This is a genomic window from Luteimonas gilva, assembly GCF_005239095.1.
Lineage (GTDB): Bacteria > Pseudomonadota > Gammaproteobacteria > Xanthomonadales > Xanthomonadaceae > Luteimonas_C > Luteimonas_C gilva.
This window is the reverse complement of sequence record NZ_SZUA01000003.1, coordinates 38,056-63,295: the sequence shown is the minus strand read 5'-3', so window position 1 is coordinate 63,295 and position 25,240 is coordinate 38,056. Positions and strand designations below refer to the sequence as shown.

Genomic DNA, 25,240 nt, shown 5'->3' with positions numbered 1-25,240 from the left:
TATCCGTCGGGGGACGGGCGGTGCAGTATGCCTTGCGCGCGTCAGAACGCAATATCGCCGCGCGCACGGACGCTCGTCCGTCGCCGCTGGTCGTTATGTCGATCCCCTGGGGCGCGCTGCTGCGCGCCGATCCGGAGAACTGTCGCATGGCGCTGACCTCATCCGTTTCGAAGGCCACCATAGCACGCGAAAAGCTGCGTTTTCGTGTTAACGCGCGGTGTGCGGACGATGACGGCGTGCGGCCGCGTTCATCTTCGTTTTAGTTTCAAATGAAAACTTCACGCCGCCTGCATCCGCGCGACGTGTAACGGCCGCTGTAAAGACCCTGTCATCGCGATGTGGGATGGAGCCAATCGCGGACGCTATCGCCGCCACAAACGAAATAAACGTTCGCTTGAATGCGGCGTTTGATCGTCGGCGTTCTTCACATCCTCTACGGCCGGTGCGATATCGTCGGGCTGCAGTTGTGTGATCAGGCTCAAGGATTGGGCGCCGACTCCGACCGCGAACACGCGCCCGGCGCGCGTGCGCACCAGCACGATGCGTTCACGAGGGCCCACGGGAAGCACCTGCACGATCGACAGTGATGCATCTCGGCCCGTGATCCCGTAACGTTTTCGGGCCAAGTGCAGGACGACGAACAGCCCCGCGATCACGGCGGCCAACGGCAGCACGATCGCGAGCAGTTCGGCGAGGAAGGAAGTTTTGACCGGCGCGACGGCGGCGGGCGCGGCCGACCAGGCCAGGCCCGAATACGCCAGGCAGGCCAACGCCGGAAGCAGCTTGCGCAATAGGAAGGGAGAGGTCATGGCAGAAGGAATCGGCAAGGGTCGCGGAAGGCGCCGCATCGGCGCAGCGTCCGGCTACCGTAGCAGGCCCGCGCGCCATGGGTGAACCGCAGCCCTCGGCGGCCGCGTTGGCGCCCGAGGCGCCGCCGCGCGCGAGCGCGGCGATCGAGGCGTTCGTCGCCGTGCTTGAAGCCATGCCCTTCGCCTGCGCGGCCTACGCGCGCGACGGCGGCGCGCTGTTCGCCGCCAACCGCCGCTTCCTGGACGAATTCGGCGCGCTGCCCGAACACGCCGAACGCGACCGCCTGCTGCGCGGCCTGCACGGCGGCGAGGTCGACGGCAACGGCCCGCTGGAAGTGCACGCGCCGCACAACGGCCGCTGGTACGCGCTGCACTGGGGCGACGTCGCCTACGACGGCCGCCGCAACCTGGCGCTGCTGACCGCGGTGGACATCAGCGAACGCATCCAAAGCCTGGACTCGCACAAGAGCCAGCAGGAAAAATTGCTGTTCACCTCGCGCTTGATGTCGGTCGGCGAGATGGCCGCCACCCTCGCCCACGAACTCAACCAGCCGCTGGCGGCGATCGTCAATTACCTCAACGGCAGTTTGCGCCTGGTCGACCAAGCCGGCGGCCCCGCGCAAGTGGAACGCGCGCTGCAGGCCGCGCGCGCGCAGGCCGAACACGCCAGCGCGGTCATCTCGCGGGTGCGCGAGTTCGTGCGCGCGCGCGAACCGCGGCGCGATGCGCACGAGCTGCAGCTGATCGCCGCGACGGTGCTGGAACTGCTGCGGCTGGAAGCCGAACGCCTGCAATTGCGCATCGACCTGGCGCTGGCGCCCGACTTGCCGGCGGTGTACGCGGACCGGGTGATGGTCGAACAAGTCCTGCTGAACCTGGTTAAGAACGCGATCGAAGCGATGCGCGAAGTGCCGGCGGCGCAGCGCGAGCTGCGGGTCGAAGGCCGGGTCAACCTGGACGGCGAAATCGAAGTGCGCGTCTGCGATCGCGGCCACGGTTTGAGCGCGGCGGACCAGGACCAGTTGTTCTCGCCGTTCTTCACTACCAAGACCGACGGCTTGGGCATCGGCCTGGCGATCTGCCGCTCGATCATCGAATACCACGAAGGCCGCCTGTTCTTCGAACCGCGCGACGGCGGCGGCAGCGTATTCGGCTTCACATTGCCTCGCGCAGAAGGCCGGGCCTGATGCGCGATCTCGGGGGAGAAGCGGCCATGGGCCAAACCACGCGGGTCTATCTGGTCGACGACAACGACGGCTTCCGCGATTCGACCGCCTGGCTGCTGCAGACCGCCGGTTTCGAGGTGCTGGCCTACGCGTCGGGGCCGGAGTTCGTCGCCGCCTACGCCGGCGAGCGCCACGGCGAGGCGCAGGAATGCCTGATCTCGGACATGCGCATGCCGCAAATGAGCGGATTGCAGCTGCAGGACGAGCTGCAGCGGCGCGGCATCGCGTTGCCGCTGGTGTTCGTGACCGCGCACGGCGACGTGCCGCTGGCGGTGGAGGCGATGCGCAAAGGCGCGTCGAATTTCCTGGAAAAGCCCTTCGGCGACCAGGCCCTGATCGACGCGATCCGCGCCGCATTGGCGAACGCGCGCAACCAGGCCGGCGGCGGCGCGCAGGGCGGCAAGCTGGCTTCGCTCAGCCCGCGCGAACGCCAGGTCTTGGACCTGGTGGTGGCCAGCAAGCCGAACAAGATCATCGCCGACATCCTCGGCATCAGCATCAAGACCGTCGAACTGCATCGCTCGAACATGATGAACAAACTCGGTGTACGCTCGCTGCCCGAATTGATGAAGGTGGCGCTGGGCCATGGTTGAGACCGTGAGCAAAAAACCTTCCGCAGCCGCCAAGCACAAGCGCGCGACGGCGCACGAAGCGGCCGAGCCGCTGCGCGGCCGGATCCCTTCGCTGCTGCCCGCGCAGGCCGAAGCGCTGCGCTATTTCTTCGCCGCGCCGGAACGCTGGACGCTGCGCGACGGCGGCGTGCTGCGCTTCGCGGCCGGCGACGCCGACGGCGCGGGCGAAGCTTTCGACCTGGAAGCCGACGGCGTGCGCCTGGCCTTGCGCCTGGAGCCGGCCGCGAGCGCGCGCGGCGACGGCTTGCGCTGGAGCGATTACCAAGGCCGTTCGCGCCTGCTCGCCTGGGCGCTGGCGCACGAAGCCGCGCTGATGCGGCTGAGCGACGCGCTCGGCGTGTCGCTGCTGCCGGTGGAGGCCGATCCGGAACGCGATCCGCACGGTTCCGCGCGCGATCCGGACCTGTGGCTCTCGTTCGCGGTCGAGGAAACCGACGGCGGCGCGCTGCGCGGCGCTTTGCGCATGCCGGCTTCCTGGATCGACCGCCTGCTCGATCGCGCCGACCGCATTTACGACGACGCGCAAACCGACTTGGGCGAATGGCGGCGGCTGCCGCTGGCGGTCGCGATCCGCCTGCCCGGGCCGAAATTGCGCGGCGCCGATTGGCGCGCGTTGCGGCCGGGAGACGTGATCGTGCTCGGCTCGCGCAGCCGCATGCCCGAGCCGCGCGCATTCGCCGCCGACCGTTATTGGCCCTTGTCCGTCGGCGAGGGCCGCTGGCGCATCGAAGGCGCCGCCGAATTCATTTCAGTTTCGCAGGAGAGTCCGACCGTGAACGATAACGAAGCCAACCCCGACGTCGCCGGCGCCGAAGCGGCGGCCCCGCCGCATCCCGCGCAGAACCTGCCCGTGAACGTGGAGTTCGACCTGGGCAGCGTGCAGCTCAGCGTCGGCGAACTGTCCGCGCTGCAGCCGGGCTACGTGTTCGCGCTGCCGGCGCACCTGGAAGGCGCCAACGTCGTCATCCGCGCCAACGGCCGCGCCGCGGGGCGCGGCGAAATGGTCGCGGTCGGCGACACCTTGGGCGTGCGTCTGCTGTCCTGGAGCTGAGGCATGGATTTCAGCACCTTCTCTCCGGCGCTGGTTCTCGTCACCGTCGTCAGCTTGGCGCTGGCGCCGTTCGTGGCGGTGATGGTGACCTCGTTCACCAAGATCGTGGTCGTGCTGAGCCTGCTGCGCAACGCGCTCGGCCTGCAGCAGGTGCCGCCGAACGTGGTGATCAACGGCTTGGCGATCGTGCTGTCGATCTATGTGATGTATCCGGTGCTGCTGGATACCCACGCCGCGATCAACGCACGGATGGAAGGCAAACCGCTGCCGGCTTCGATCCAGGCGCAGGTCGATGCGCGCCTGCAGGCGCGGGCCCGCGCCGCGGGCGCCGCTGCGCCTGCGCCGACGCCCGCGACGCCGGCCGGAGCCGCGCAAGCCAACGCGACCGCGATCGGCGCCGCGCCGGTGGAAGCGCCGACCAGCCCCGCCGCCGCCGATGCATTGCAGGCCGAAGCCGACGCGCGCAGCGCGCAGGCGCCGGCCGCGCCGCGCGATCCGTCTTCCGCGGAGGACGCCGCCGCGCCCGCGCCGGCCGAAGCCGCGCCGCGCGAAACCACCGCTTCGCAACCCGCGCTGCCGCCGCTGCCCAAGGACGGCAAGATGGATACCGCGCGCCTGCTGGCGCTGGTCGAAGCCGGCAAGGAACCGTTGCGCACGTTCCTGATCGCGCACTCGAACAACGCCGAACGCGGCTTCTTCCTGAAGAGCGCGCAACGCTTGCTGCCGCCGGCCAGGCGCGCCGATTTGAGCGTCGACGATTTCATCGTGATCGTGCCGGCGTTCACCGTCAGCGAATTGACCGCGGCGTTCCAGATCGGCTTCCTGATCTTCCTGCCGTTCCTGATCATCGACCTGGTGGTGGCCAACATCCTGCTGGCGCTGGGCATGATGATGATGTCGCCGACGACGGTGTCGCTGCCGTTCAAGCTGCTGCTGTTCGTGCTGATCGACGGCTGGGCCAAGCTGGTGCACGGCCTGGTGCTCACGTATGGCTGACCCCGCTGTTCTTCCCCCTTTGAAAAAGGGGGATCGAGGGGGATTTGCTCTTGCTGTTGCTTCTGGCACCGGAAGCAAAAGCAAATCCCCCATCGCCTGCGGCGATCCGCCCCCTTTTTCAAAGGGGGCAACAGCAAAGGCAAAGGCATTGCGATGAACGAAGTACTCGAGCTCACCAAACAAGCGCTGTGGCTGACCTTGATCCTGTCGGGCCCGCCGATCGCGGCCGCGTCCTTGGTCGGCCTGGTGGTCGCGTTCCTGCAAGCGGCGACGCAGTTGCAGGAACAGACCCTGGCCTACACCGTCAAATTCGTGGTGATCGTGCTCACCCTGTTCGTGACCGCGGCGCTGATCGGCGGCACGCTGTACACCTACGCCGACCGCATCTTCATCGACTTCCCGGGCCTGGTGCAGCGCGGATGAACGGGTTCGACCCGGTCGGCAATGCGATGCTGGCGTTGGGCCTGACCCTGCCGCGCATCGTCGGCGCGTTCATCATGCTGCCGCTGCTGACGCCCGAAAACATGCCGCCGATGGTGCGCAACAGCTTCATGGTGAGCCTGGCGATCATCGCCCTGCCGGTGGCGATGGCCGGCGCGCCGATCGAAATGATGGGCACCTTCCAATGGGCGCCGATGGTGCTGAAGGAATTGTTCCTCGGCATTTCGATCGGGCTGTGCTTCGGGATCGTGTTCTGGGCGCTGGGCGCGGCCGGCAGCGTGATCGACACGCAAGTCGGCTTGGGCATGGCGCAGGTGTTCGATCCGGTGCAAGGCCACCAGACTTCGCTGCACGGCCAATTCCTGTCGCAAGTGGCGGCGTTCCTGTTCATGGCCAGCGGCGCGTTCCTGGTGTTCCTGGACTTGCTGATGTCCAGTTACTCGCTGTGGCCGGTGACTTCGTATTTCCCGGACATCCGCTTCACCGGGCTGCATCTGTTCGTCAGCCAGTTCAGCTATCTGATGACCGCGTTGCTGGTGCTGGCCGCGCCGGTGATGGTGGTGCTGCTGCTGATCGACTTGTCCTTCGGCCTGGTGAACCGTTACGCGCCGCAGTTGAACGTGTTCGCGCTGACGCTGCCGATCAAGGCCTGGATCGCGACCGGCATGATCCTGCTGCTGCTGGGCGTGTACGTGGAAATCGTGCTGAAGCGGCTGACCGACAACGCCGGATTGCTGGACGCGTTGCGGCGTACGTTCGGCGGGTGATCAACCATCATCTGGTTGAAGCTGGGATCGCGCTGTTTTTGGCCGTCATCCCGGCGCAAGCGGGATCCAGGCTATCCGACGAACTGGCCGATTGCGCTGCGACTCATCAAATGGATAAGGCTTCCGGGCTTTCGCGGGTCACTTTCTTTGCTGGCACAAAGAAAGTAACCAAAGAAAGTGCCTAAATTCAACGGCGGTGCGTGAAGTCGCGCTTATGGATCCATCGGGCGTTGCAGCTGGACAGCACGCCGATTCTCGGTCTCGGCCCGAAGTTTGATGGCTGGCCATTGAATTGACGTCGCTTCGCTGCGTGGTCCTTGGCGGCCCAGAAGCGTGGCTGCGCCGCGTCTGCTGCAAACGCGGAGGCGATCGATCAGATTTCGCCGCGATCCCGCCGCACGTTCTCCGCCCAGTGCAGCACTTCGGCCACGGCTTCGAAGAACTCGTTGTGGATGTAGTCGTCCAGCTCGACCTTCTCGTTCAAGCCGCGCGCCAGCGCGACGTTCTGCAGGATCGGCACGCCGGCTTCCTCCGCCGTCTTCTTGATCAGCTCGGCGACGTGCTCTTCGCCCTTGGCCACCACCACCGGCAATTCGGTGACGCCTTCCTCGTACTGCAATGCGATCGCGATATGGGTCGGATTGGTGACCACGACGTTGGATCCCCTGACGGCGTTGAGCATGTTCTGCTGCGACCATTCCTGGTGCAGCTGGCGGCGGCGCGACTTGATGTACGGGTCGCCCTCGTTTTCCTTCACTTCCTGGCGGATGTCGCGCCGGCTCATCCGCAACTGCTTCATGTAGGAGAACTTCTGGTAGGACGCGTCCAGCACCGAGACGAAGAAGAACACGAAGATCGTCCAGATGCCGATCTGCATCATCCCGCTCCACAGCGCGTTGCCCAACGCGGCGGGCGGCGCGAACGGCAGGGTCAGCAGCTCGGGCAGCAGCCCGCGCAGGACCAGGAAGCCGATCACCAGCAGGGCCACGCTTTTCATGATCGACTTGACCAATTCGACCAGGTTGTCCATCGAGAACATCTTCTTGATGCCCTCGGCCGGATTGAGCTTGGACATGTCCGGCTTGACCTTGGCCAGCGTGGCGATCGGCCCGACTTGCAGGAACTCCACCACCACGCCCAGGAACACCGCCAGCGCGAGCAGCGGCAAGGTCATCCACAACAAAGTGGTGAGCGCGGATATCGTCAGCCGCTGCAGCGCTTCGACGAAAGGCAGCTGGATCGCCGCCAGGCTTTCCTCGAACAAGGCCGCCAATTGCCGATACATGAAGCCCAGCAGCAACCAGCCGCCCACCAGCCAGCCCAGCACGAGCACGGTGCTGGTCAGCTCCTTGCTCTTGTGGACGTTGCCTTCCTTGCGCGCGTCGCGGAGCTTTTTGGCGGTGGGCTGTTCGGTTTTGTCGGCGCCCTTGTCCTTCGATGCCATGCCAGGCCTGCCGAGCGGGGTCGGGTTTCAGGCTAGCATGGCGCTGTCGACGATTCGTTCATCCTTGTCCCGATTCATGCACTGCGCGGCTTCGTAGGCACGGGCTTTTGTAGGGAGCGGCTTCAGGCGCGAGCTCTTTCCACACGCTCCGGCGACCTGAATGCGATGGCTGCGACCTGAACGAAAAGGCTCGGCTGAAGCCGCTTCCACAAAGAGCCTCTCCAGGAAGGCCTAATCCGCAACCCTAGGGGTAGCCCGAGATAGCGCCCCACCCGTTCCGACGCTACATTTCCGCCATCTCCCTCACTGCGCCCGTCGCCCGGAACCGCCTCGCTCCATGAGCAGCATCGCGCCCGATCCCAGCTTGAACCGCACCGGCCTCGATTCGCTGGCCGGCTCGGTGTCGCTGGACGATCTGCGCCGGCAGCAAGGCCTCGAGGCGCCGCAGACCGAAACCGCCGAACCGGCCGCCGCTTCCGTCGATACGGCATCGACGGTCGACGCCGGCGAAACCCTGCTCAACGCCCCGGCTTGGGACGGCGTGGCCCCGGGCGACCGTCTGCTGGCCGGCGACATGGCCTTCGAAAACGGCCTCGGCGCGCTGGATCTGGGCGCCGCCGCCGACCAGGGCGTGGACGCCGTCATCGCCGCGTTCGCCTGAAGCTCCGTTACGATCCGCGCTAGCTCCGACTCCGCGGCATCTCCGTGAACGAAACCGTGCCTACGCCGCAAGCGCTGCGCGCCGCCGCCGACCGGCTGGTGTCCGCGCTGGCCGCGCACAGCGATCCCGAATACCGGTTGACGGTGCTCAAGCGCCTGGTGCGGCGTTTGGGCGAAGAACAATATCCGCTGTTCCTGCGCGTACTCGGCGTGGTCGCCGAAAGCGACGACGAACGCGCGCAGCGTTTGCTGGCCGACACGTTCGGCACCGCGCTGCGGCGCATGGACATGCCGGGCGGCGCGTTGAGTTCGTGGGGCGCGACGCGATTGCCGGAAAGCGCGGGACCGCTGGATGCGAGCGCCTTGTCGGGCCAATTCTTCGGCGCCACGCCGCGGCGTTTGCTCGGCCCGGTGGAATACCTCACCGTCTGGCATCTGCAGCGCACCCAGCGCGGTGCGCTCGGCGCGGCCGCGTTCCGCACCAGCCTGGCGCGGATGATCGCCCTGCTCAACCGCAGCGACGATGCGCGCACGCTATATCCGCAGAAACTCGCCGCCGACGCGCAGAACGAATTGGAAGGCGCCTACACCCGCGCCACGCGCGACCGGTTGGCGGCGATCGCCGCGGCGTGGAAAGCCGGCCGCAGCCCGGAAGAAGTGGCGCAAGCCGCCGTGGACGTCGGCGACGCCGAACATCCGCGCGATTGGGTGATGCGCGATTTGTAGGCGCGAATAAAGAGCGTGCGAATGAATTCGCACCTACGAAAATCGCCGCTCTTTCGGACCTTTGCCGCAGAACTTGCGGGCCGCGCTTGCCGCCGGCACCTTCCCCCGCCAAGATGCGCCCACCTTCCGGAGGTGGCGCATGCGGCACCGTCTCGCAGTCCTGCTGTGCACGGCGATGGTTTGCGCCCTCTGCGCCTGCAAACCGCAGAGCGGAACCGAGCCCGCCGCTTCGGCCGGCGCCACCAAGCCCGCCGAAGCCGTGCGCCTGCTCACCCAGCATTTGCACGACGACGATCTGCAGGCCTTCGCCCGCGACGCCGCCCCGCCCGAGTTGCAACCCAAACTGGAACAGGCCTGGCGCGAAGGCCGCACCCGCTGGCCGCTGGACGAATTGCCGTTCGACGAACGCTTGCCGCAATTGCTGTCCGCGCTGTCGGCGCCGGGATCGGAAAAGAAACTGCAGCAAGTGTTCGACCGCCAGTTCTCCGGCGCGCACGCCGAACTGAAAGCGGCCGCGATGTCGCTGGGCCTGTTCGGCGTGCAATACGTGCGCAGCGAGGGCGACTACAGCGAGGACGAACGCCAGCACTACGCGCAATTCGTGCAGGCGATCAGCCAGTGGGGCTTGGACGCGCCGCTCGGCGACCCGCAGCGCGCGCGCCGCGCGATTCCGCAATTGACCCGCGCGGCGCGTTCGACCGGCTTGAGCGCCGAAGCCGACTTCCGCCGCCTGGGCATGCAGGAAAGCCTGCGCCGGCTCGGTCCGTTCATGGCCACCGTGAAGCAATCCCTGGCCACGTACGGCCTGCGCCTGGACGAGAGCCTGTCCGGTCTGCAAGCCAGCCTGCAGCAGCAGACCGGCGACCGCGCCCGGGTGCGGCTGCGCTACACCCTGGGCGGCACCGACATCGACACCGTGGTCGGGGTCGAACGCCATGGCGGGCGCTGGTACATCAGCGATTACCTGCGCCACGCCGAAGCGGCCGCCGGGGTCCCTGCAGGGGCTGAAACCCCTCCCAAAAAGACGGCCGAACCGGTTCCCAAGCCGACTTCGCCATAATGTCGGGGATGCCAGACCAGTCCGCCCTGCCTTTCCCCGATCCCCAAGGCTCCGAACCGGGCCGCGAACCCGATAGCCGCGCCGCGGAACGCCCTCTGTCGAGCCGCCCCGCCAAGCCGGGCGCTCGGCCGTGGTGGTCGCGCCTGCTCGGCCGGATGCTGGAACCGTGGATCTCGCTCGAACTGGAGCCCGAGAACCCCGGCCAGTACGCCGACGGCCGCCCGGTCTGTTACGTGCTGGAGGATTACGGCCTGTCCAACGCCCTGATCCTGGACCGCGCCTGCCGCGACGCCGGCCTGCCCTCGCCGCTGCAACCGCTGCCCGGCGACCCGCTGGGCCGCAAGCGCGCCTATGTCGCGCTGTCGCGGCGCAACGCCAGCACTTTGTCGCCCGCCGGTCCGTCGCCGGGCAAGACCCATTCCGGTTCGCTCGCGCGATTGCTGGAAGCGCATCGCGACTATCCCGAACTGGACGTGCAACTGGTGCCGGTGTCGATCTTCGTCGGCCGCGCGCCGGACCGGAACAGCGGCTGGTTCTCGGTGCTGTTCTCGGAAAACTGGACCCTGGTCGGCCGCTTCCGCCGCTTGCTCGCGATCTTGCTCAACGGCCGCAACACCATCGTGCGTTTTTCGCCGCCGGTGGCGCTGCGCGGCATCGTCGAGGAAGGCCTGCCGCCCGAACGCACCGTGCGCAAGCTTTCGCGCGTGCTGCGCACCCACTTCCGCCGCATCCGCGCGGCGGTGATCGGGCCGGATTTGTCGACGCGGCGTTTGCTGGTCGACAAGGTGCTGGCCTCCGAGCCGGTGAAGGACGCCATCGCCGACCAAGCGCGCCGCGACAACAGCAAGCCTGCCGATGCCTGGAAGAAAGCGCACGCCTACGCCTGGGAAATCGCCGCCGACTATTCGCATCCGGTGGTGCGCTCGGCCAGCTTCGCGCTGACCACCGTGTGGAATCGGATCTACCGCGGCGTGCTGGTCCATCACTTGGAAAAACTGAAAGCGGTCGCGCCGGGCCACGAAGTGGTCTACACGCCCTCGCACCGCAGCCACATGGATTATCTGCTGCTGTCGTACCTGTTGTACGACCGCGGCATCGTGCCGCCGCACATCGTCGCCGGCATCAACCTCAACCTGCCGGTGATCGGCACCATCCTGCGCAAGGGCGGCGCGTTCTTCATCCGCCGCAGCATCCGCGGCAACATGCTGTATTCGGCGGTGCTGAGCGAATACGTCGCGCAATTGGTCGCCGGCGGCTATTCGCTGGAGTACTTCATCGAAGGCGGACGCTCGCGCACCGGCCGCCTGCTGCAGCCCAAGGGCGGCATGATTTCGATGACGGTGCGCGCCTTCCTGCGCCAACCCACGCGCCCGGTGCTGTTCCAGCCGGTCTACATCGGCTACGAGAAGCTGATGGAAGGCAACAGCTATCTGGACGAACTGACCGGCAAGCCCAAGGAAAAGGAATCGATCTGGGCGCTGCTGTGGGGCATCCCGAAAGTGCTGCGCCAGAACTACGGCCAGGTGGTGGTGAACTACGGCGAGCCGATCCTGCTCGACGAGATTCTGAAAGAGCACGCGCCGGATTGGGACGGCCAGCCGGTCGGCGAAGACGAGAAGCCGGCGTGGCTGTCGGATACGGTGGACGCGATCGCGCAGCGGATCCAGGTCAACACCAACCGCGCCGCCGACGTGAATCCGATCAACTTCCTTGCGCTGGCGCTGCTGTCCACGCCCAAGCACGCGATGGGCGAAGCCGATTTGCTGGCGCAGATCGCGCTGTCGAAGAAGCTATTGGCCGAAGTGCCGTATTCGGACCGCGTCACCGTCACTCCGCATTCACCCGAGCAGATCGTGGCGCACGGCGAGGAGATCGCGGTGCTCAAGCGCACCGCGCATCCGCTGGGCGACGTGCTGAGCGTGGACGGCGACACCGCGGTGCTGCTGAGCTATTTCCGCAACAACGTGCTGCACCTGTTCACCGCTTCGGCCTGGATCGCCTGCTGCTTCCTGCACAACCGCCGCATGAGCCGCGCGCAATTGCAGCGCCTGGGCCGCAGCCTGTATCCGTTCCTGCAGGCCGAGCTGTTCCTGCCCTGGACCGAGGAAGGCTTCGCCGAGCGCATCGACCGCACCATCGACGTGTTCGTGCGCGAAGGCCTGCTGGAACAGATCAACGACGACGACGGCGGAATACTGGCCCGCAACGCCGGCCAATCCGACGAAGTGTTCCGCCTGCGCGCGATCGGCCACGCGCTGCAGCAGGCGTTCGAGCGCTACTACATCGCGATCTCGGTGCTGGTGAAGAACGGCGCCGGCACGATGTCGTCCGCCGAACTGGAAAGCCTGTGCCAGCTCGCCGCGCAGCGCCTATCGCTGCTGTACGCGCCGGCCGCACCGGAATTCTTCGACAAGAGCCTGTTCCGCGGCTTCATCCAGAAGCTGCGCGAAATGAAGCTGGTCTGGCCCGACGCCAACGGCAAGCTGTCCTTCGACGAACGCCTGGCCGGCTGGGCCAAGGACGCGCGCATCCTGCTCGGCCGCGAATTGCGGCATACCATCGAGAAAGTGAGCCCGGAGATGGCCAAGCCCGAAGCGGAAACCGGGCCCGCGCCAGCCGAACCTTGAGCAGACGGTAGGCAACTGCCTACCGTTTGATCGGCTTCAGTTTCATCCCTGCGCCCTCGATTCGCCGATCCGGCGTGCTCGAACAGAGACTGCGCCCCCGAGCCATGCCCCAAACGGGCCTGCGCACGCGTTCTGGCCAAGTTTTCTCGCCGGTTGCGTCTTCAGTAACGCCCGCGGTTCCTGGCAGCGGCGCAGCTGAACTTGGGCGCGATGACGCGCCATTCCAGATCGATCGCATGCACAAGAGCGCGAGCAGCCCTTAGCAAGTCAATCTTGATCCGAGGCTATGCGCTCTGCTCGATTGAAAGGAGGTAGTGTGAACACGTGGATCTGCAGCAACTGCCGAGAAAAGGTCGATTCCGACTTCGATGCTTGTTGGAACTGCGGAACGCATCGGGACGGAAGCCCCGCCCGCGCAGATTTTGTCCGCGACGACGCGCCGGCGCCGGACGTCACGCGCCCCGTGTCGCGCGACCTGCGCTGTTTGCGGTGCAACGGGACGATGCACGTCGTAGGCCGCAAGCAATTTCATGAGGGATCTCGGGCCCTGCCTTTTTTGCTCGGCGAGCTGGGCGAGCTTTTCGTCAACCGCGAATCGTTCGACGTCTTCGCCTGCGGGAATTGCGGCAAGGTCGAGCTATTCGTCGCAGCCGTAGGCTACCCTGGCGCCATCGAGTCGTAAGGTCGTCATGCTGCTCGGCCTGCCATTATCGACAGGCGAACCCGGATAATTTCTATGCTCAGACAAGAACCCGCCCCCATTCGGACGATCGGCTCATTCGTCGCCCCGAACCCATGGACGTCCGCAAAGCAGGAAACATGGTCGCTGGAGCATTCCCGCTGGGTGACCCGTTTTGCCTTATCCAAACAGACTTCCTCCGCTCCGAATGCGCGGACGATTTTTAAGGGAGACGGATCTCCGCTCGTCGTTCTCAAGTCCCATTCGGATGGCCGGCTGTATACCGTCCCTTACAGTCTGTTCGAACTGCTTCCGGGCGAAGAGATCGAACTTTCGGATTTGCCGGAATTGCTGCATAGGTTAGGGGACGTCAAAAAATACGACTTCATTCCGCCCGAGCGGAATATGGGCGTGATGTTGCTGTCGTCCATTTTGATTTTCGTTTTTTTATTGGTCGAAATATTCATCGTCCCGAAGATGCGCCCGGCCCCCTCGAATGGCGTCATCGTCCATGCGATATTGCTGCCTATCCTCATTCTAGGGATGTCCCTGATGTGGGTCGGCATCGCCCGCTTAAGAAGGTACTCTAGGCACAGCAAGGCAATCCGGGACTTCTTGCAAAAACGCAAGAAGAGATGAGGCCGCCGCGAATGGCGCGGCTCGATCTCCGATTCGACGTAGCCCAATGGAGAAATTCACATGATTGGATTCCTGCTATTCGCGGCTCAACTCGCTGCAACCGACCTTTCGTTCGCGCAAGCCAAAACCTTCGCCGACCAATACGAGACGGCCCTCAGCGCCAAGGACCAGGACGCGCTGATGACGGCGCAGTCGAAGGCGCTCGACCAGGCCATCGCCGCCTGCGGGCCGATCAAGGGCGCGCCTTCGCCGTTCACCATCGTCGCCCACGTGTCCCAAGAGGGGGTCACCGACCGCACTTGGCGCAGCGGCGAGTCGGCGTTGGCCCAATGCTTCGAACGGACGCTCGGCGCCGTAAAGCTGCCGGTCGCTGCCGGAAAGGCGTTTTATGCGTCTTATGAGATCAGTTTTTAGCTCTAGCCACCCGTCCGAATCGATGTCGCTTCGCTCCTCGGCTTAACACGGGCGTACGACCCATGGCATTTCCTCTCAATCTGAAAGCAATTGGTTACGGATTCGCCACCTTCGTCGCGGGCACTTTGGTTCTGAGCATCGTTGGTACTGTCGCGGTCAGTGTGGGTACATCGTCCATCGGCAAGTCCGGCTGGTCGTTCCTCGCGATCCTGAGCTATTTCGTTCCGATAACCGCGGGCTTTGTGGCCGCTTACTTCGCACCCGCCAAGCGGGTCCTGCACGGCACCATCGGCGGGGCCGTCGGCGTATTGCTGCTGCTTGCCCTGCCTTTCTGGTGCCTCGGTATCCCATGGCCGGCATTCCCATCGTCATCGCATGGCATGTAGCGTTCGCTTGGCTGGGAGCCATCATCGGCAACTATCGGCGCAACAAGGTTAGGCCGTGACCATTCATATGAAGAATCTCCACGCCCGCTCCATAGCACTGGTGATCGCTTTTCTTCCCGCGTGCGCCCATTCCCCGGACGATCCGAAATTGGATCGCTCGTCGGATTTGGATCTCTCCTCGGTCGCAAAGCGATTCGGCGTACCGCGCTGCACGGTGTCGGTGCCGTTGGCCCAAGAGGACGTGCTCCGCACGGCGAAGCGGAGCGGGGATCCACACCCGGAGGACAGGCCGGAATGGGCCGCCATGGTCGAGGCGATCGAACCGGGCGATCAGCTCCGTCGGGTCATTTGCCTCAAAACCGGGAAAAACGGCTTGGCCGCAGGGGACATCTTCTACGGCCTATTTCGGGACGGAGCGATGGTCGCCGAGATGCACACCATGATCATCAACTAGTAGCTCCAGCCGTTCGACTCGATTCCGGCAACCGACATGCCTCAACCCACCGGCTATTCCGGCACACCGCTCGCCAAGAAGCTCGGCATCGGACCGGGATTCCAAGTCGCGCTCGTCGCGGCGCCCGAGGACTATCACGCTCTCGTTTCCCCATTGCCGGACAGCGTGGCGTTTTCGTCGCGTGTTACGCAACGCACCGATCTCGTCCATATCTTTTCCACGCGGCGCTCGGACCTAGCCAAGGCGCTGGCGAATCTGCGCACGAAAATCAAACCGACCGCCCTCGTCTGGGTCTCCTGGCCCAAGAAAGCTTCGAAGGTTCCGACCGACATCACCGAAGACGTCATCCGCGAGGTCTGCCTTCCGCTGGGCTTCGTCGACGTCAAGGTTTGCGCCGTCGACGAGGTCTGGTCCGGACTGAAGCTAGTGGTCCGCAAGGAATTGCGTTAGCGTCTGCCGCTTCGCGGCTCGGCGATTGCGGGTGTGCGCTATGGAAGATCTGATCGCAGAACTGAAGCGACGCAAGGCGCACGGTTTGCTGCGGGCCGAAAGCGAGTTTTCGCGCGGCGATTTCAGCCCGCTCGATCCTGCCGAGATCGATTTGGCCGAAACCCATCTCGGTTTCGCGCTGCCGCCGCTCTTGCGGCGGATCTACGGCGAGATCGCCAACGGCGGCTTCGGCTACGGTTATGGTTTCCTGGGTTTGTTGGGCGGCATGCTCAACGAGGACGGCCGCGACGCGGTGGCGCAATACCTCTGGTATCGGCGAGCCGATCCGGACGATCCGCTATGGCGCTGGCCGGAGGCGCTGCTGCCGCTCGGCCATTTGGGCTGCGCGATGTTCCATTGCGTGCGTTGCGACCATCCCGACGCGCCGGTCGTCTGGTTCGAACCGAACCCGCACGAGGACGGCGAGCCCTGGGACAACGCTTTCATCCCCTTTGCGCCTTCGCTTGCCGATTACCTCACGGCGTGGCTGGAGGGCAAGGACTTGTTCGCGGAATTCATGGACGAGGCCTGAGTCCGCCGTATGCCTTCCCAAATCGTATTCGCGATGCATCCGCTCGACGAAGCCGGTTTCGCCGAATCCCTCCTCGCCGATCCGTCGATCCGCCTGGTCGACGGGCCGCGCTGGCCCGCTCGGGAACCCGCGCTCGCGCGAAACCTCGCCGATATCGGCGGCTACGCGCTCATTTGGCCGAGCGATCGGGTGCCTCCGCTGACGGCCAGGTACGTTCCCGCGGCGAAAGACTGGTACTGCGACTCGGAAGGATCGACCTTGCAATGGCTGCGCTCGCGCACGGACGGCGAGTGCCTCATCGCGGGGCGCATCGCGCTGCACGATTTGCCCGCTGATCTTCCCCAGGCCGCCGAAAAACGCCTGAAGACGCTATACAACCGGCTGCGGCGCGCGATCAAAGCGGATTACGCTAATGCCGTCGTCCGTTGGGGCAACCCCCGATACCCTTATGCGCCGGCGGGAAACGGCCGCAGCGCCAATCCCTCCGAGCCCGACAAGGGTCTCTGGGTAGGCCCCCATGCCTTGCGCTGGCTTCGCGCTTCGCCTGATCGCATCGTCAGGCCGATCGCCGGCATTTTGGTCGAGGGCAGGCTATCCTTCGATAGCGCCGAGTGACGAGATTCAAAGCCATCATGGAAACCGACAAAGTCGAACAAATCGAAGCCTTCCTGTCCGGCGATCCTTACCGATGGGCGGTGTCGAAAGGCCTGATCCGCGACGGCGATCCGCTGCATACCCGCAAGACGTTTTCCATCACCCGGCGCGATGTGGTCGCATATTTGGAGACCCATCCCGTGCCGGGTTTCGACGTCCGGCGGGACGCCTACCGCGATTCCCGCGACGGCCCCAAGATCCAGGTCGAGAACGGCATCTACCGCATCGGATGGCAAGAACGCGGCATGTTCTCGCCCGAGCGTTCGGCCACGGACGAAGCGACCGCTCGGCGCTATTGGATCGAGTTCCTGGCGGCCTCTTTCGGCTTGCCCGCCTGACCGTTCGCTCAGGCTCGAGCGCCAAGAAAAATCCGATTGACGGTGATCCGAGTCGTGCCCAGACTCGGGAACGCGTCCGAGGGGTCGGACGCACGGCCCGCGGATGCGATGGCCGCTGCGCTCACTTCAGGGGGACCACATGGAAAATCCGTACCAAAGCCCGAACGCGGCCGTCTTGGAGCGCACGCGTCCGGGCCCGGAACTCGACGACGTCGCTTCCGGGCAAAAGCTGGTCATCTACGCGATCCTGCTCTACTTCGTCGCCGCCGCGGCGCGCGCCGCGCTCGGTCCGCTCGCGATCGTGCCTTTCTTGATATGCCTCGGCATGGGCTGGACCGGCATCTACCGGCTGAGCCGCGGCCTGGGCGATCCGATGTGGATGCGGATCCTGCTGCTGATCCTGATGCTGGTGCCGCTGGTCGGCCTGATCGTGCTGGTGATTCTGAGTTCGCGCGGAACTTCGCGGCTGAAGAAGGCGGGCTATTCGGTCGGGCTGCTGGGCGCGCGCGATTACGGGAAATGATCCACGGCTAGCCGCTTTGCGGCCGTCGTTCCAGGCTGGCGAACCTTCCGGAGGATTCATGAAACGAGCCCGCCTGCCGACCATCGCCCTGCTGTTGCTGTCCTTTGCGGCCGCCGCGCAAAGCGGCTGGAAAGACGGCAAGGACGATCCGCTGTCCGACAGCGACGCCGCCAAATCCAAGGACGTATTCAGCGCCACCTTGATCATCACCTCCGACCAGAACTGGTTGGACAAATGGAACACGCCGCCGGAGACGATTCCGCATTTCACCGAAAGCCGTGAAGTGGCGGAGGGCGGCGAACTCGCCATACTCGCGTTCTTGGCGAACCCCAAAGTGGACGCGTCGGGGATGACGGACGTCGCCTGCGACTTCGTGGTGACTCGCCCGGACGGATCCAAATCCACCGAGGAACTGGACATGCCTTGCTTCAAGGTGAAGCTGAGCACCGACCCGGCGCAGGTCTATCTTTCGGCCGCATCGCTGAAGTACGTCGCCGAACCGACGGACCTGCGCGGCACTTGGAACGTGAGCGTCACGGTCAAGGACCGCCATCGCAACGTGGCGCTGCCGTTGCGCGCTTCGTTCGTGGTGCGCTAGCCATGCAAGCCCTCGTGCTGATGGTTCAAGTCGAAACCGTGTTCTGCGCGCTATGCGGCCTGGTGATTCTATGGATGCAGGTGCGCGCCTTCCTCAAACATGGGCGCAAATTCTTCCTCACCCTCGCGAACTCGACGATTTTCGCCTTCGTCGGGATGGGGCTCACCGCCTATCCGTATTTCGTGCCGGTTTCGGAAGCGGAATCGATCGAGCTCTTCAAGCTGTCGGTTCCCATATACGTCCTGGCTACCGTGCTGGCCACATGGGGAGGCGTGCAATTCTTCCGTGCCTACGACGAGAAGTAAGGCCTATGGTCGAGCCGCTGTGGGTTCAGCCGATTAATCCTCGGTAGTCGGCGCGGCGGTCGTTCGCGTCGGGATTCGCCTGTGGATAGCGTCACCACTCGTTCTACTAAGCAAAAATGTCGACCCATGACCCGCAAACTGCTTTTCGTCTGCAGCCGGAACCGTCTGCGCAGCCCGACCGCGGAACAGGTGTTCGCCGAGTGGCCCGGCGTGGAAACCGCGTCCGCGGGCACCAACCGCGACGCCGATCATCCGGTCACGCCGGAATTGCTGGCCTGGGCGGACGTCGTCTTCGTCATGGAACGCACGCATCGTTCGAAACTGTCGGGCAAATTCGGCCGCCATCTCGCCGGCAAGCGCGTGATCTGCCTGGACATCCCGGACGAGTACGACTACATGGATCCGGATCTGGTACGCCTGCTGCGCGCCAAAGTGCCGCGCCACTTGCCCTCGGTCTGAAGGCGGGCATAGGCTGGCGCCGTCGCGGCCGGAATCGCGTACGTCCATGGGCATGAACCAAGACGTGCTCTACACGCTCGCCAAAGTGGCGGTCACCCTGGCCGGATTTTCCGGCGTGGTGGTCGGCCTGCGGCTGCGCGGCGCGCCGGGCTGGTCGGCCACCGAATTGCGCGTCTTGTGGCTGCTGGTCTGCGACAGCTTCCTGGTGCTGTTCTTCGCTTTGCTGCCGGTGCCGATGGCGCTGGCCGATTGGTCGGACGATCTGATCTGGAGCCTGTGCAGCGCCTTGCTCGGCACCTGGTTCGTCGTCGGCAACCTGCTCGCCTTGCGCGGCGAGCGCCGCGACCGCGTCGCGCGGCGTTTGGTCAAGGTGCCGGTGATCACGCCGCTGTTCCAGATCGTGTTCGTCGCGGCGCTGGCGATGGGCATCGCCTTATGGCTGGCCGCTTTCGATATCGCCGTCGCGCGCGGCCAGGCGATCTACGTGCTGGGGCTGATCGTGCTGCTGGCCTTCGCTTCTCTGGAGTTCTTGTTCTTCATCGCCCTGGCTTCGAAGGCCCAGCCGGAATCTTGAGCCTGCAAAAGGAACCGCGATGCAAACCGACCGCAGCGCCCCCGCCGATATAGACGCCTACATCGCGCCCTTCCCGCCCGAAGTGCGCGCGATCCTGGAAAAGATCCGGGCCACGATCCGCAAGGCCGCGCCCAAGGCGGAGGAGCGGATCAGCTACAAAATGCCCGCCTTCGCCCAGGATGGGATGCTGGTGTATTTCGCCGCGTTCAAGAAGCACATCGGCCTGTTCCCGCCGGTGGGCGATCCGGCGCTGCGCAAAGCGGCCGCGGTTTACGCCGGCGCGAAAGGCAATCTGCGCTTCCCGCTCGACGAACCGATGCCGTACGCGTTGATCGGCAAGATCGTCAAGGCGCGGATCGCGGAGAACAAAGCGGCGGCCGCAGCCAAGGCGAAGAAGAAGGCGGACAAATCGAAGCCTGCATAAGCTTTTGCCCTATGCGCGAATCGACGGCGCCGGCCGATAATTCCGGGCGACGCTCGATGCGTCGCCGTCCCCGCACACTCTTCCCTTCGGAGCTTCCATGAAAACCGCCCTCGCGGCCTTCGCTCTTCTGCTCGCGCTCCCCGCTTACGCTCAAACCAGCACCAACCCCGACACCCAATCGGTCGAAGCCGTCGTCGAGGCCTTCCGCGCTTCGATCGTCGAACGCGACCAGGCGCGCTTCAAAAAGCTGTTCCTGGACGAGCGCACCACTTGGCAAAGCGTCACCGGCGCCAAAAATCTGGCGGAAGTCCGCAAGAAGAAGCCCGCGGCGGTCAAGGTGCGGATCGATCCGACCAACAACCCGCGCAACTTCATCGACGAAATCGCCGCCGACAAGGTCAAGAGCGAAGAGCAATTCCGCGACGTGAAGATCCAGAGCGACGGCGACATCGCCTCGGTCTATTTCGACTACAGCTTCCTGGCCGACGGCAAGGAAACCAACCACGGCAAGGAAGCGTGGCAGCTGGTGCACACCGACGACGGCTGGAAGATCGTGTCGGTGATCTGGTCGGTGAATTGGTAGTACCCGTCGAGATGGCCTGACCCTGCGGCGCGTGTCCGGACGGCGCTTGACTCTGGACCCTGGTCGAGGGTCCAGACTGCGCGCCTTCCCACCGGAACGCCGCCATGTACGAATCCGACTGCAAGTCCTGCGCGCCCGAATCCGCGCCGGCACCCGCCGCTCACGCGCAGGGTGCGCACGCCCATGCGCATCATGCGCACGGCGCGGCGGGCGCTTCGCTCAACAAGCTCACCACCTCGGCCACGCTGCATTGCCTGACCGGTTGCGCGATCGGCGACTTCATCGGTTTGGCGATCGGCATCGGTTTCGGCTTGGGCCCTTGGGCGACGATGGCGCTGGCGGTGTTTTGCGGATTCGTCTCCGGCTTCGCCTTCAGCCTGGTGCCGCTGCTGCGCAGCGGCTTTTCGTTCGCGCAGGCTTGGCGCGCGATCTGGCTGGGCGAAACGATCTCGATCGCGATCATGGAATTGGCGATGAACCTGACCGACTACCACGTCGGCGGCGTGCAGGTCGCTTCGATGCTGCACGCCCGCTTCTGGCTCGGCTACGGCGCCGCCGTGGTCGCCGGTTTCGCGGCCGCCTGGCCGGTGAACCGCTGGATGCTGACGCGGGCGATCAAAAAACCCTGCCATTGAGGTCCGGGCTCGCTTCCGCGGGCGCCGAATGGCCCGCGAAAAGTGAGCTCCGTCCGGTTTCGAAAGGCAATATAACCGTGCCCGTCCGCACGATTCATGTCCACTATTTATGGAAGTTCTCGTCCTGAAGGCCACGTTCCCAAATAGCGGAGTGGCCGATGGACGTCGATGTCAATCAACTCAAATTCGAAATCTGGTCTCCGGGCCATCCGAATACCGCAGCGGTCCGCAAGACCTTCTCGGATCGGATGTCGCGACTCTATCTGGGCTGGGACGACGATTTCGACCGCCAGTTCGACGCTCATTCCTATCTGTTCGTGCTGTGGGACGGCGTCGGCACGTATCACGCGACCTGCCGGATCATTTTCAAGCGCCTGGGCGGCGCGCCCGTCCTCACGCCCTGCGAGACCGCCGACGGCGGGCGCTTCTCGCTTCCCGACGAGGACACGGCTTGCGAAGGCTCGATGGTCAGCATGACCAGCACCCAAGCCTTGCGCCGGCTGATGTACGGCGTTACCCGTTGGCTTATGGAGAACGGCGTGACGCGGGTATATACGACCTACGACACGAACAACGCCCTGATCCGCAGGTTCCACACCCGCATACTGGCGATGGACGAGATTGCCGGCGCGACCGTGGTTTACCGCGATTTCCTGCGTAAGGATTCGTTGGAGCCGGCTTGCTGGCAGATGGTCCAGGTGAATCCTGTTCGCATGGGCGCGACGATGCTGGCTAATTTGCTGAAGGCCGGCGGCACGATCTGCGCCGTTCCGCCAGAAGCACCCAGGCTGCCGCAAGCTCCCGCCGTATACGAATACCAGAACGCCGAAACGGTTGCGCGGCATCCGCGAATGCCGATGCCCTATCGCTATTGATCGCGACCTGCTTGCTGTAGAGTCGAGCGGGCTCGACTCTACAGGCCTGGGTTCAGGGATGAATGCGATCGCCATCGAAGCGACGGACAAAGGGACGTCCACCGCGTGGGAAATTCCGTCCTTGACCGCGAAGCTGTTGTGGCGGCACTGGCCGGCGCTGCTGTTCTGGTTCTTCGCGATGCGGGTCAGCTACAGCCTGGCGATGGATGCGGCGATTTGGCTGGCCGAAACTTCGGTGCTGCTGTCCTATGCGGCGATCGCGGCGCTGATCGTCTCCCAGCTGGCCGGCACCATCGCGATGTTCCTGGCGCTGCGGCCGTCGCTGCCGATGCTGGCCCAGGCGCGGACCGCGTTGCGCGCACCGGCGCAGCGGCCGTGGATCGACGCGCTGGCGGTAGCGCTGCTGCCGTTCTTCGCCTACTACGCCACCTGGGGTCTGCTGGAGGGCGTGAAGCGCGACTTCCGCCTGCAGTACATCTTCGGCATCTGGTACGAACAGCAGGAACCGCTCGGCGACATCCTCAGCGTCAAGGGCGTATGGATCGCGCTGGTCGCGGCCTGGGCGCTGCGCTGGATCGCCAAGAAGCGCGCCGCCGTTACCGGCCATGCGCGCTGGCTGATCCTGGCTACGGCGTGCGAGTCTTATTGGGTCTATGTGGGCGTGGCGGTGATCGCGAAGGTGATCGGCACGGTAAAAGACTGGTGGCACGGCCGCGCGGTTTACGTCGCCATCGCCAACTGGTGGGAAAACCCACTCGCGCTTTATCAGCTGCTGCCGCCGATCAAGCGCGTGCTGGTGCCGGCGTGGGATTTCCTGTCGACCGCGGCGGGCGCGGCGCTGCTGCCGCTGATCTGGCTGGCGATCACCGCCATCGTCTACGGCCTGGACTTGCGCCGCGGCGCGCGCATCGACGCGGCCGACGCGCGTTTGCGCTACCTGGGCCGGCGCTATCGCAACCTGCCGTTGCTGGCGCGCAAGGTGGCCGACAAGGCCAGCGCGGGCTGGAACAGCAAGGGCGTGCCGGTGATCAACAGCCTGCGCCTGGTGCTGCGCGCCGGTTTGCCGGCGCTGTTGATGCTGTGCGTGTGCTGGCAGCTGCTGGCCTTCGTCGATGCCTGGGCCTGGCGCGTGGCGGTGAATCTGATCGGCCCGAATGACCCCGCTTGGTGGAACGTGATCGGCCAGCCGATCGGGCTGCTGTTCAACGGGCCCTTGTCGCTGCGGCCAGCATTGTTCACCGAACTCGTGCGGGTGGCGCTGCTGGCGGCCACGTTCGGCGTGGCGATCTCGCGGCTGCAGCCGCTGCGGCGCTAAAGCGCGAAACGCAGATAAGTGCCCGGCTTGTTCGGCTCGGGCATGCGGATCTGCGGATGCAGCCCGCGCAGGCTCTGGCTTTTCGGCACCAGGAACACGTGCTCGAAACGGAACGGGCGGCCGTTCGGCGCGGGGATCCTCTCGAAATTCCCGCGCTCGTAATAGCTGCCGCACGTGTTCGGCAGTTCGCTGCGGTAACGCGACAACGCGCCGGGATTGGCTTCCCACTCGCGGCCTTGCGCATCGGAGAGCCGGCCTTTGCAGGCGTCGAATTTCAGCGCGGACAGGCCTTTGTCGATGATCACCTCGTAACGCACGATCACCACCGCCGCATCCTCGCGCGCTTTGAAGCGCGTGCCGGGGCCCGCCTCATGCCACTGCGCATCGACCACGCGCCAGCGCGCGCCCTCGTAAGGCGCCCACGCGCCGGGAGCGACGTCGATCGGGTACGAAGGATCGGTGCGCTGGGATTCGCGCAGGGCGTCGCGGTACGGCCAGACGAAGGCGACGACCCCCAGCACCGCGGCGCCCAGCAGCCAAAGCCGGTTGTTGCGCCACCAGCGGAAATCGGAATCGGCGTTCATGGGCGCAGGTTCAGTTCGGCCGGCGCTTTCGCCAGCAATTCTTGGCTGCGCGCGGCGTCGATCCCCAAATCGATGTCCAGCAGCGTGTCCAGGTTCGGCGGCGTCAACCCGCCCCAGAACAACTGCAGGCGCAAGCCTTCCAAGCGATCGGGCGGCACTTCGAAGAAGTACGCGCCTTTTTCGGGCAAGCCGACCGCGAGCGGCCGATCGGTCAACTGGATGCCGGGCACTTTGGGACGGCTGTCGCCGGCGGCGGGATAGATCAAGCCGTCGCGCGTGCGCAGTTGCGCGCTGACGTAGCCCGGTTTCTGCAGCGCCTCGACTTCGGCCAACACCGACAGCCAAACCCCGCTGCTGCGCACGGTCGCCGGCTCGGACGAGGAGAACGCGCCCTGGGTGAGATAAGCGTGCGCCACTTTCACGTTGCCGATCTTCGCTGCGAAGTTGCGACCGGCCACGCGCTGGTCGCGAACGCCCGGCACCAGCACGGGCGCGATCTTCTCCGCATAGCCCGGTTCCGACTTGCGCAGCGCGACGATGGCGATCAGCGCCAACGCGATCAGCGCCGCAGTCGCCCAGCGTTTCAAAGCGGGGCTCCCGACGCGCGGCGGTCTTCCACGGCCAGCTCCCAACGCGCTTTGCCGTTGGCCTTCAGCCAGCCCGCTTCGCGGGTGAGGTAGGTCTGTTCGGTATGTTCGCGGCCGAAAACGCCCCAGACCAGCTTCGCCGGAACCTTGCGGTCGCTCGGCAGTTTCCAGGCCAGATCGACCACCACCGGCAGGCGCGGCAAAATCGCGACATCGAAGCTGCGATCGCCGGCCAACGACAGACTGCTCGCCTTCATCGTCTGCGGTTGGCCCGGAGGCGGCGGCGCTTCGGGCACCAGACCGGGCGGCGTGCCGCCGATCGGATCGGTGAACAGCACCAGGTCGCTGGATAGATAGCTGTAAGCGCTGTAGCCAGTATCGGTAAGGTTTTCCACGCGCGCGCGCAGCATCAGATATTGCTCGGGGCGCCCGGTGCGCAGGCCGAACGGCGTGCGGTCGTCGACCCAGGCCTGCAGCGGCGTGATCGCCAGGGCGCCCGCGTCCACGCGCTGTCCTGCCGCGAGCGGCGGCTTGGCCAGCACGCCCTTTTCGGCGCGGCGGAAACCGCCGAACGCGGCCACGGCGGCGATCGCGACTACGCCTGCGGCCGCGGCGATGCGCCATCGGGGATTGCGCGCCGCGCGCGCCAGTTCGCCGTCCTTGAACGCCATTCGTCCTTACCTCGTCGCTGGGTGGATTCTGGCGCCTGATCGGCGTCGCGTCGAGGCTCGCAGAAAAACCTGTCGAACGGCAC

At 65.3% G+C, this 25,240-nt stretch carries 36 protein-coding genes; 31 read left to right on the top strand and 5 right to left on the bottom strand.

Annotated elements, in window-relative coordinates; genetic code table 11:
• Window positions 1-20: 20 nt before the first annotated feature.
• Entirely contained in the window at window positions 21-263 is a 243-nt protein-coding gene (locus FCE95_RS13990; RefSeq protein WP_137267677.1) for a hypothetical protein, read from the top strand.
• 99 nt (window positions 264-362) lie between these two features.
• Here the strand turns inward: FCE95_RS13990 and FCE95_RS13985 are convergent, their stop codons facing one another.
• Window positions 363-791: a FliO/MopB family protein gene (locus tag FCE95_RS13985; RefSeq protein ID WP_189644776.1), complete on the bottom strand. Its 429-nt coding sequence runs from the start codon at window positions 789-791 to the stop codon at window positions 363-365.
• Between the two features lie 95 nt (window positions 792-886).
• Here FCE95_RS13985 and FCE95_RS13980 point away from each other — a divergent pair, with 95 nt between their 5' ends.
• The 7 genes from FCE95_RS13980 (at window position 887) to FCE95_RS13945 (ending at window position 6,107) form a co-directional block, all read left to right on the top strand.
• Window positions 887-1,996, top strand: coding sequence for a sensor histidine kinase (locus FCE95_RS13980; RefSeq protein ID WP_137267675.1), 1,110 nt, complete (start codon window positions 887-889; stop codon window positions 1,994-1,996).
• A 26-nt stretch (window positions 1,997-2,022) separates the two neighbouring features.
• Complete coding sequence (locus FCE95_RS17430) at window positions 2,023-2,628, top strand: response regulator transcription factor (protein ID WP_137267674.1); 606 nt, start codon at window positions 2,023-2,025, stop codon at window positions 2,626-2,628.
• Window positions 2,621-3,718 carry a type III secretion system cytoplasmic ring protein SctQ gene (sctQ, locus tag FCE95_RS13970; RefSeq protein ID WP_137267673.1) on the top strand — a complete coding sequence of 366 codons (1,098 nt, stop codon included), beginning with the start codon at window positions 2,621-2,623 and terminating at the stop codon, window positions 3,716-3,718. Before FCE95_RS17430 ends, sctQ begins: the two co-directional genes overlap by 8 nt.
• Window positions 3,719-3,721: 3 nt before the next feature.
• A complete protein-coding gene (locus FCE95_RS17425) occupies window positions 3,722-4,714 on the top strand; it encodes an EscR/YscR/HrcR family type III secretion system export apparatus protein (protein WP_317616487.1) in 993 nt (330 codons plus the stop codon).
• Between the two features lie 153 nt (window positions 4,715-4,867).
• On the top strand, window positions 4,868-5,137 hold the full coding sequence (sctS, locus tag FCE95_RS13955; RefSeq protein WP_137267672.1) for a type III secretion system export apparatus subunit SctS: 270 nt from the start codon (window positions 4,868-4,870) through the stop codon (window positions 5,135-5,137).
• Window positions 5,134-5,922 (top strand): type III secretion system export apparatus subunit SctT, encoded by a 789-nt coding sequence (gene sctT, locus FCE95_RS13950; protein ID WP_137267671.1) that lies wholly within the window; start codon window positions 5,134-5,136, stop codon window positions 5,920-5,922. The genes sctS and sctT overlap by 4 nt, the downstream gene beginning before the upstream one ends.
• A complete protein-coding gene (locus FCE95_RS13945) occupies window positions 5,919-6,107 on the top strand; it encodes a hypothetical protein (protein WP_137267670.1) in 189 nt (62 codons plus the stop codon). The genes sctT and FCE95_RS13945 overlap by 4 nt, the downstream gene beginning before the upstream one ends.
• A gap of 188 nt (window positions 6,108-6,295) precedes the next feature.
• Here the strand turns inward: FCE95_RS13945 and sctU are convergent, their stop codons facing one another.
• A complete protein-coding gene (gene sctU / locus FCE95_RS13940) occupies window positions 6,296-7,366 on the bottom strand; it encodes a type III secretion system export apparatus subunit SctU (protein WP_137267669.1) in 1,071 nt (356 codons plus the stop codon).
• A 337-nt stretch (window positions 7,367-7,703) separates the two neighbouring features.
• Here sctU and FCE95_RS13935 point away from each other — a divergent pair, with 337 nt between their 5' ends.
• From FCE95_RS13935 to FCE95_RS13825, 23 genes are all read left to right on the top strand, one after another.
• Window positions 7,704-8,027, top strand: coding sequence for a hypothetical protein (locus tag FCE95_RS13935; protein ID WP_137267668.1), 324 nt, complete (start codon window positions 7,704-7,706; stop codon window positions 8,025-8,027).
• Between the two features lie 44 nt (window positions 8,028-8,071).
• The gene (locus FCE95_RS13930) at window positions 8,072-8,752 is read left to right on the top strand and encodes a hypothetical protein (protein ID WP_137267667.1); all 681 of its coding nucleotides are present in this window, start codon (window positions 8,072-8,074) and stop codon (window positions 8,750-8,752) included.
• A 139-nt stretch (window positions 8,753-8,891) separates the two neighbouring features.
• The gene (locus FCE95_RS13925) at window positions 8,892-9,812 is read left to right on the top strand and encodes a hypothetical protein (protein ID WP_137267666.1); all 921 of its coding nucleotides are present in this window, start codon (window positions 8,892-8,894) and stop codon (window positions 9,810-9,812) included.
• The gene (gene plsB / locus FCE95_RS13920; protein WP_137267665.1) at window positions 9,812-12,439 is read left to right on the top strand and encodes a glycerol-3-phosphate 1-O-acyltransferase PlsB; all 2,628 of its coding nucleotides are present in this window, start codon (window positions 9,812-9,814) and stop codon (window positions 12,437-12,439) included. Before FCE95_RS13925 ends, plsB begins: the two co-directional genes overlap by 1 nt.
• Window positions 12,440-12,755: 316 nt before the next feature.
• On the top strand, window positions 12,756-13,121 hold the full coding sequence (locus FCE95_RS13915) for a hypothetical protein (RefSeq protein WP_223266907.1): 366 nt from the start codon (window positions 12,756-12,758) through the stop codon (window positions 13,119-13,121).
• A gap of 54 nt (window positions 13,122-13,175) precedes the next feature.
• A complete protein-coding gene (locus tag FCE95_RS13910; RefSeq protein WP_137267663.1) occupies window positions 13,176-13,757 on the top strand; it encodes a hypothetical protein in 582 nt (193 codons plus the stop codon).
• A 60-nt stretch (window positions 13,758-13,817) separates the two neighbouring features.
• Window positions 13,818-14,171: a hypothetical protein gene (locus FCE95_RS13905; protein ID WP_137267662.1), complete on the top strand. Its 354-nt coding sequence runs from the start codon at window positions 13,818-13,820 to the stop codon at window positions 14,169-14,171.
• A 62-nt stretch (window positions 14,172-14,233) separates the two neighbouring features.
• Window positions 14,234-14,557: a hypothetical protein gene (locus tag FCE95_RS13900; protein ID WP_137267661.1), complete on the top strand. Its 324-nt coding sequence runs from the start codon at window positions 14,234-14,236 to the stop codon at window positions 14,555-14,557.
• A 55-nt stretch (window positions 14,558-14,612) separates the two neighbouring features.
• Complete coding sequence (locus tag FCE95_RS13895) at window positions 14,613-15,011, top strand: hypothetical protein (RefSeq protein ID WP_137267660.1); 399 nt, start codon at window positions 14,613-14,615, stop codon at window positions 15,009-15,011.
• 36 nt (window positions 15,012-15,047) lie between these two features.
• The gene (locus FCE95_RS13890; RefSeq protein ID WP_137267659.1) at window positions 15,048-15,461 is read left to right on the top strand and encodes a DUF3052 family protein; all 414 of its coding nucleotides are present in this window, start codon (window positions 15,048-15,050) and stop codon (window positions 15,459-15,461) included.
• A 40-nt stretch (window positions 15,462-15,501) separates the two neighbouring features.
• Window positions 15,502-16,032 carry an SMI1/KNR4 family protein gene (locus FCE95_RS13885; protein ID WP_137267658.1) on the top strand — a complete coding sequence of 177 codons (531 nt, stop codon included), beginning with the start codon at window positions 15,502-15,504 and terminating at the stop codon, window positions 16,030-16,032.
• Between the two features lie 33 nt (window positions 16,033-16,065).
• The gene (locus tag FCE95_RS13880; RefSeq protein WP_137267657.1) at window positions 16,066-16,647 is read left to right on the top strand and encodes a hypothetical protein; all 582 of its coding nucleotides are present in this window, start codon (window positions 16,066-16,068) and stop codon (window positions 16,645-16,647) included.
• 17 nt (window positions 16,648-16,664) lie between these two features.
• A complete protein-coding gene (locus FCE95_RS13875; RefSeq protein ID WP_137267656.1) occupies window positions 16,665-17,024 on the top strand; it encodes a hypothetical protein in 360 nt (119 codons plus the stop codon).
• Between the two features lie 139 nt (window positions 17,025-17,163).
• The gene (locus tag FCE95_RS13870) at window positions 17,164-17,547 is read left to right on the top strand and encodes a hypothetical protein (RefSeq protein ID WP_137267655.1); all 384 of its coding nucleotides are present in this window, start codon (window positions 17,164-17,166) and stop codon (window positions 17,545-17,547) included.
• A 58-nt stretch (window positions 17,548-17,605) separates the two neighbouring features.
• Window positions 17,606-18,145 carry a hypothetical protein gene (locus FCE95_RS13865; RefSeq protein WP_137267654.1) on the top strand — a complete coding sequence of 180 codons (540 nt, stop codon included), beginning with the start codon at window positions 17,606-17,608 and terminating at the stop codon, window positions 18,143-18,145.
• Between the two features lie 2 nt (window positions 18,146-18,147).
• Entirely contained in the window at window positions 18,148-18,450 is a 303-nt protein-coding gene (locus tag FCE95_RS13860) for a hypothetical protein (protein WP_137267653.1), read from the top strand.
• A gap of 126 nt (window positions 18,451-18,576) precedes the next feature.
• Window positions 18,577-18,909, top strand: coding sequence for a low molecular weight protein tyrosine phosphatase family protein (locus FCE95_RS13855; RefSeq protein WP_137267652.1), 333 nt, complete (start codon window positions 18,577-18,579; stop codon window positions 18,907-18,909).
• A 46-nt stretch (window positions 18,910-18,955) separates the two neighbouring features.
• On the top strand, window positions 18,956-19,483 hold the full coding sequence (locus tag FCE95_RS13850) for a hypothetical protein (RefSeq protein WP_137267651.1): 528 nt from the start codon (window positions 18,956-18,958) through the stop codon (window positions 19,481-19,483).
• Between the two features lie 19 nt (window positions 19,484-19,502).
• Window positions 19,503-19,907, top strand: coding sequence for an iron chaperone (locus tag FCE95_RS13845; protein ID WP_137267650.1), 405 nt, complete (start codon window positions 19,503-19,505; stop codon window positions 19,905-19,907).
• 97 nt (window positions 19,908-20,004) lie between these two features.
• Window positions 20,005-20,490 (top strand): nuclear transport factor 2 family protein, encoded by a 486-nt coding sequence (locus tag FCE95_RS13840; RefSeq protein ID WP_137267649.1) that lies wholly within the window; start codon window positions 20,005-20,007, stop codon window positions 20,488-20,490.
• 104 nt (window positions 20,491-20,594) lie between these two features.
• Window positions 20,595-21,125: a DUF4396 domain-containing protein gene (locus FCE95_RS13835; protein WP_137267648.1), complete on the top strand. Its 531-nt coding sequence runs from the start codon at window positions 20,595-20,597 to the stop codon at window positions 21,123-21,125.
• A gap of 158 nt (window positions 21,126-21,283) precedes the next feature.
• On the top strand, window positions 21,284-22,000 hold the full coding sequence (locus tag FCE95_RS13830) for a hypothetical protein (RefSeq protein ID WP_137267647.1): 717 nt from the start codon (window positions 21,284-21,286) through the stop codon (window positions 21,998-22,000).
• A gap of 58 nt (window positions 22,001-22,058) precedes the next feature.
• Window positions 22,059-23,315, top strand: a complete 1,257-nt coding sequence (locus FCE95_RS13825) for a hypothetical protein (protein ID WP_137267646.1) — start codon at window positions 22,059-22,061, stop codon at window positions 23,313-23,315.
• Here the strand turns inward: FCE95_RS13825 and FCE95_RS13820 are convergent.
• From FCE95_RS13820 to FCE95_RS13810, 3 genes are read right to left on the bottom strand one after another with little or no spacing between them, the layout of a single operon-like run.
• Complete coding sequence (locus FCE95_RS13820) at window positions 23,312-23,899, bottom strand: cytochrome c maturation protein CcmE (RefSeq protein WP_137267645.1); 588 nt, start codon at window positions 23,897-23,899, stop codon at window positions 23,312-23,314. The two genes, FCE95_RS13825 and FCE95_RS13820, sit on opposite strands and share 4 nt — an antisense overlap.
• Window positions 23,896-24,486, bottom strand: a complete 591-nt coding sequence (locus FCE95_RS13815) for a hypothetical protein (protein ID WP_137267644.1) — start codon at window positions 24,484-24,486, stop codon at window positions 23,896-23,898. Before FCE95_RS13815 ends, FCE95_RS13820 begins: the two co-directional genes overlap by 4 nt.
• Window positions 24,483-25,157, bottom strand: a complete 675-nt coding sequence (locus FCE95_RS13810) for a hypothetical protein (protein WP_137267643.1) — start codon at window positions 25,155-25,157, stop codon at window positions 24,483-24,485. The genes FCE95_RS13815 and FCE95_RS13810 overlap by 4 nt, the downstream gene beginning before the upstream one ends.
• Window positions 25,158-25,240: the final 83 nt, after the last annotated feature.

Excerpts from the sequence above, each read along its gene's own strand:
- FCE95_RS13980 (WP_137267675.1), top strand. The coding sequence starts at position 887 with ATGGGTGAACCGCAGCCCTCGGCGGCCGCGTTGGCGCCCGAGGCGCCG.
- plsB (WP_137267665.1), top strand. The coding sequence starts at position 9,812 with ATGTCGGGGATGCCAGACCAGTCCGCCCTGCCTTTCCCCGATCCCCAA.
- FCE95_RS13905 (WP_137267662.1), top strand. The coding sequence starts at position 13,818 with ATGATTGGATTCCTGCTATTCGCGGCTCAACTCGCTGCAACCGACCTT.
- FCE95_RS13850 (WP_137267651.1), top strand. The coding sequence starts at position 18,956 with ATGGGCATGAACCAAGACGTGCTCTACACGCTCGCCAAAGTGGCGGTC.
- FCE95_RS13910 (WP_137267663.1), top strand. The coding sequence starts at position 13,176 with ATGCTCAGACAAGAACCCGCCCCCATTCGGACGATCGGCTCATTCGTC.
- FCE95_RS13885 (WP_137267658.1), top strand. The coding sequence starts at position 15,502 with ATGGAAGATCTGATCGCAGAACTGAAGCGACGCAAGGCGCACGGTTTG.
- FCE95_RS13830 (WP_137267647.1), top strand. The coding sequence starts at position 21,284 with ATGGACGTCGATGTCAATCAACTCAAATTCGAAATCTGGTCTCCGGGC.
- sctU (WP_137267669.1), bottom strand. The coding sequence starts at position 7,366 with ATGGCATCGAAGGACAAGGGCGCCGACAAAACCGAACAGCCCACCGCC.
- FCE95_RS13865 (WP_137267654.1), top strand. The coding sequence starts at position 17,606 with ATGAAACGAGCCCGCCTGCCGACCATCGCCCTGCTGTTGCTGTCCTTT.
- FCE95_RS13855 (WP_137267652.1), top strand. The coding sequence starts at position 18,577 with ATGACCCGCAAACTGCTTTTCGTCTGCAGCCGGAACCGTCTGCGCAGC.
- FCE95_RS17425 (WP_317616487.1), top strand. The coding sequence starts at position 3,722 with ATGGATTTCAGCACCTTCTCTCCGGCGCTGGTTCTCGTCACCGTCGTC.
- FCE95_RS13870 (WP_137267655.1), top strand. The coding sequence starts at position 17,164 with ATGGAAAATCCGTACCAAAGCCCGAACGCGGCCGTCTTGGAGCGCACG.
- FCE95_RS13835 (WP_137267648.1), top strand. The coding sequence starts at position 20,595 with ATGTACGAATCCGACTGCAAGTCCTGCGCGCCCGAATCCGCGCCGGCA.
- FCE95_RS13890 (WP_137267659.1), top strand. The coding sequence starts at position 15,048 with ATGCCTCAACCCACCGGCTATTCCGGCACACCGCTCGCCAAGAAGCTC.
- FCE95_RS13810 (WP_137267643.1), bottom strand. The coding sequence starts at position 25,157 with ATGGCGTTCAAGGACGGCGAACTGGCGCGCGCGGCGCGCAATCCCCGA.
- sctT (WP_137267671.1), top strand. The coding sequence starts at position 5,134 with ATGAACGGGTTCGACCCGGTCGGCAATGCGATGCTGGCGTTGGGCCTG.
- FCE95_RS13900 (WP_137267661.1), top strand. The coding sequence starts at position 14,234 with ATGGCATTTCCTCTCAATCTGAAAGCAATTGGTTACGGATTCGCCACC.
- FCE95_RS13860 (WP_137267653.1), top strand. The coding sequence starts at position 18,148 with ATGCAAGCCCTCGTGCTGATGGTTCAAGTCGAAACCGTGTTCTGCGCG.
- FCE95_RS13935 (WP_137267668.1), top strand. The coding sequence starts at position 7,704 with ATGAGCAGCATCGCGCCCGATCCCAGCTTGAACCGCACCGGCCTCGAT.
- FCE95_RS13880 (WP_137267657.1), top strand. The coding sequence starts at position 16,066 with ATGCATCCGCTCGACGAAGCCGGTTTCGCCGAATCCCTCCTCGCCGAT.
- FCE95_RS13875 (WP_137267656.1), top strand. The coding sequence starts at position 16,665 with ATGGAAACCGACAAAGTCGAACAAATCGAAGCCTTCCTGTCCGGCGAT.
- sctS (WP_137267672.1), top strand. The coding sequence starts at position 4,868 with ATGAACGAAGTACTCGAGCTCACCAAACAAGCGCTGTGGCTGACCTTG.
- FCE95_RS13825 (WP_137267646.1), top strand. The coding sequence starts at position 22,059 with ATGAATGCGATCGCCATCGAAGCGACGGACAAAGGGACGTCCACCGCG.
- FCE95_RS17430 (WP_137267674.1), top strand. The coding sequence starts at position 2,023 with ATGGGCCAAACCACGCGGGTCTATCTGGTCGACGACAACGACGGCTTC.
- sctQ (WP_137267673.1), top strand. The coding sequence starts at position 2,621 with ATGGTTGAGACCGTGAGCAAAAAACCTTCCGCAGCCGCCAAGCACAAG.
- FCE95_RS13925 (WP_137267666.1), top strand. The coding sequence starts at position 8,892 with ATGCGGCACCGTCTCGCAGTCCTGCTGTGCACGGCGATGGTTTGCGCC.
- FCE95_RS13840 (WP_137267649.1), top strand. The coding sequence starts at position 20,005 with ATGAAAACCGCCCTCGCGGCCTTCGCTCTTCTGCTCGCGCTCCCCGCT.
- FCE95_RS13845 (WP_137267650.1), top strand. The coding sequence starts at position 19,503 with ATGCAAACCGACCGCAGCGCCCCCGCCGATATAGACGCCTACATCGCG.
- FCE95_RS13820 (WP_137267645.1), bottom strand. The coding sequence starts at position 23,899 with ATGAACGCCGATTCCGATTTCCGCTGGTGGCGCAACAACCGGCTTTGG.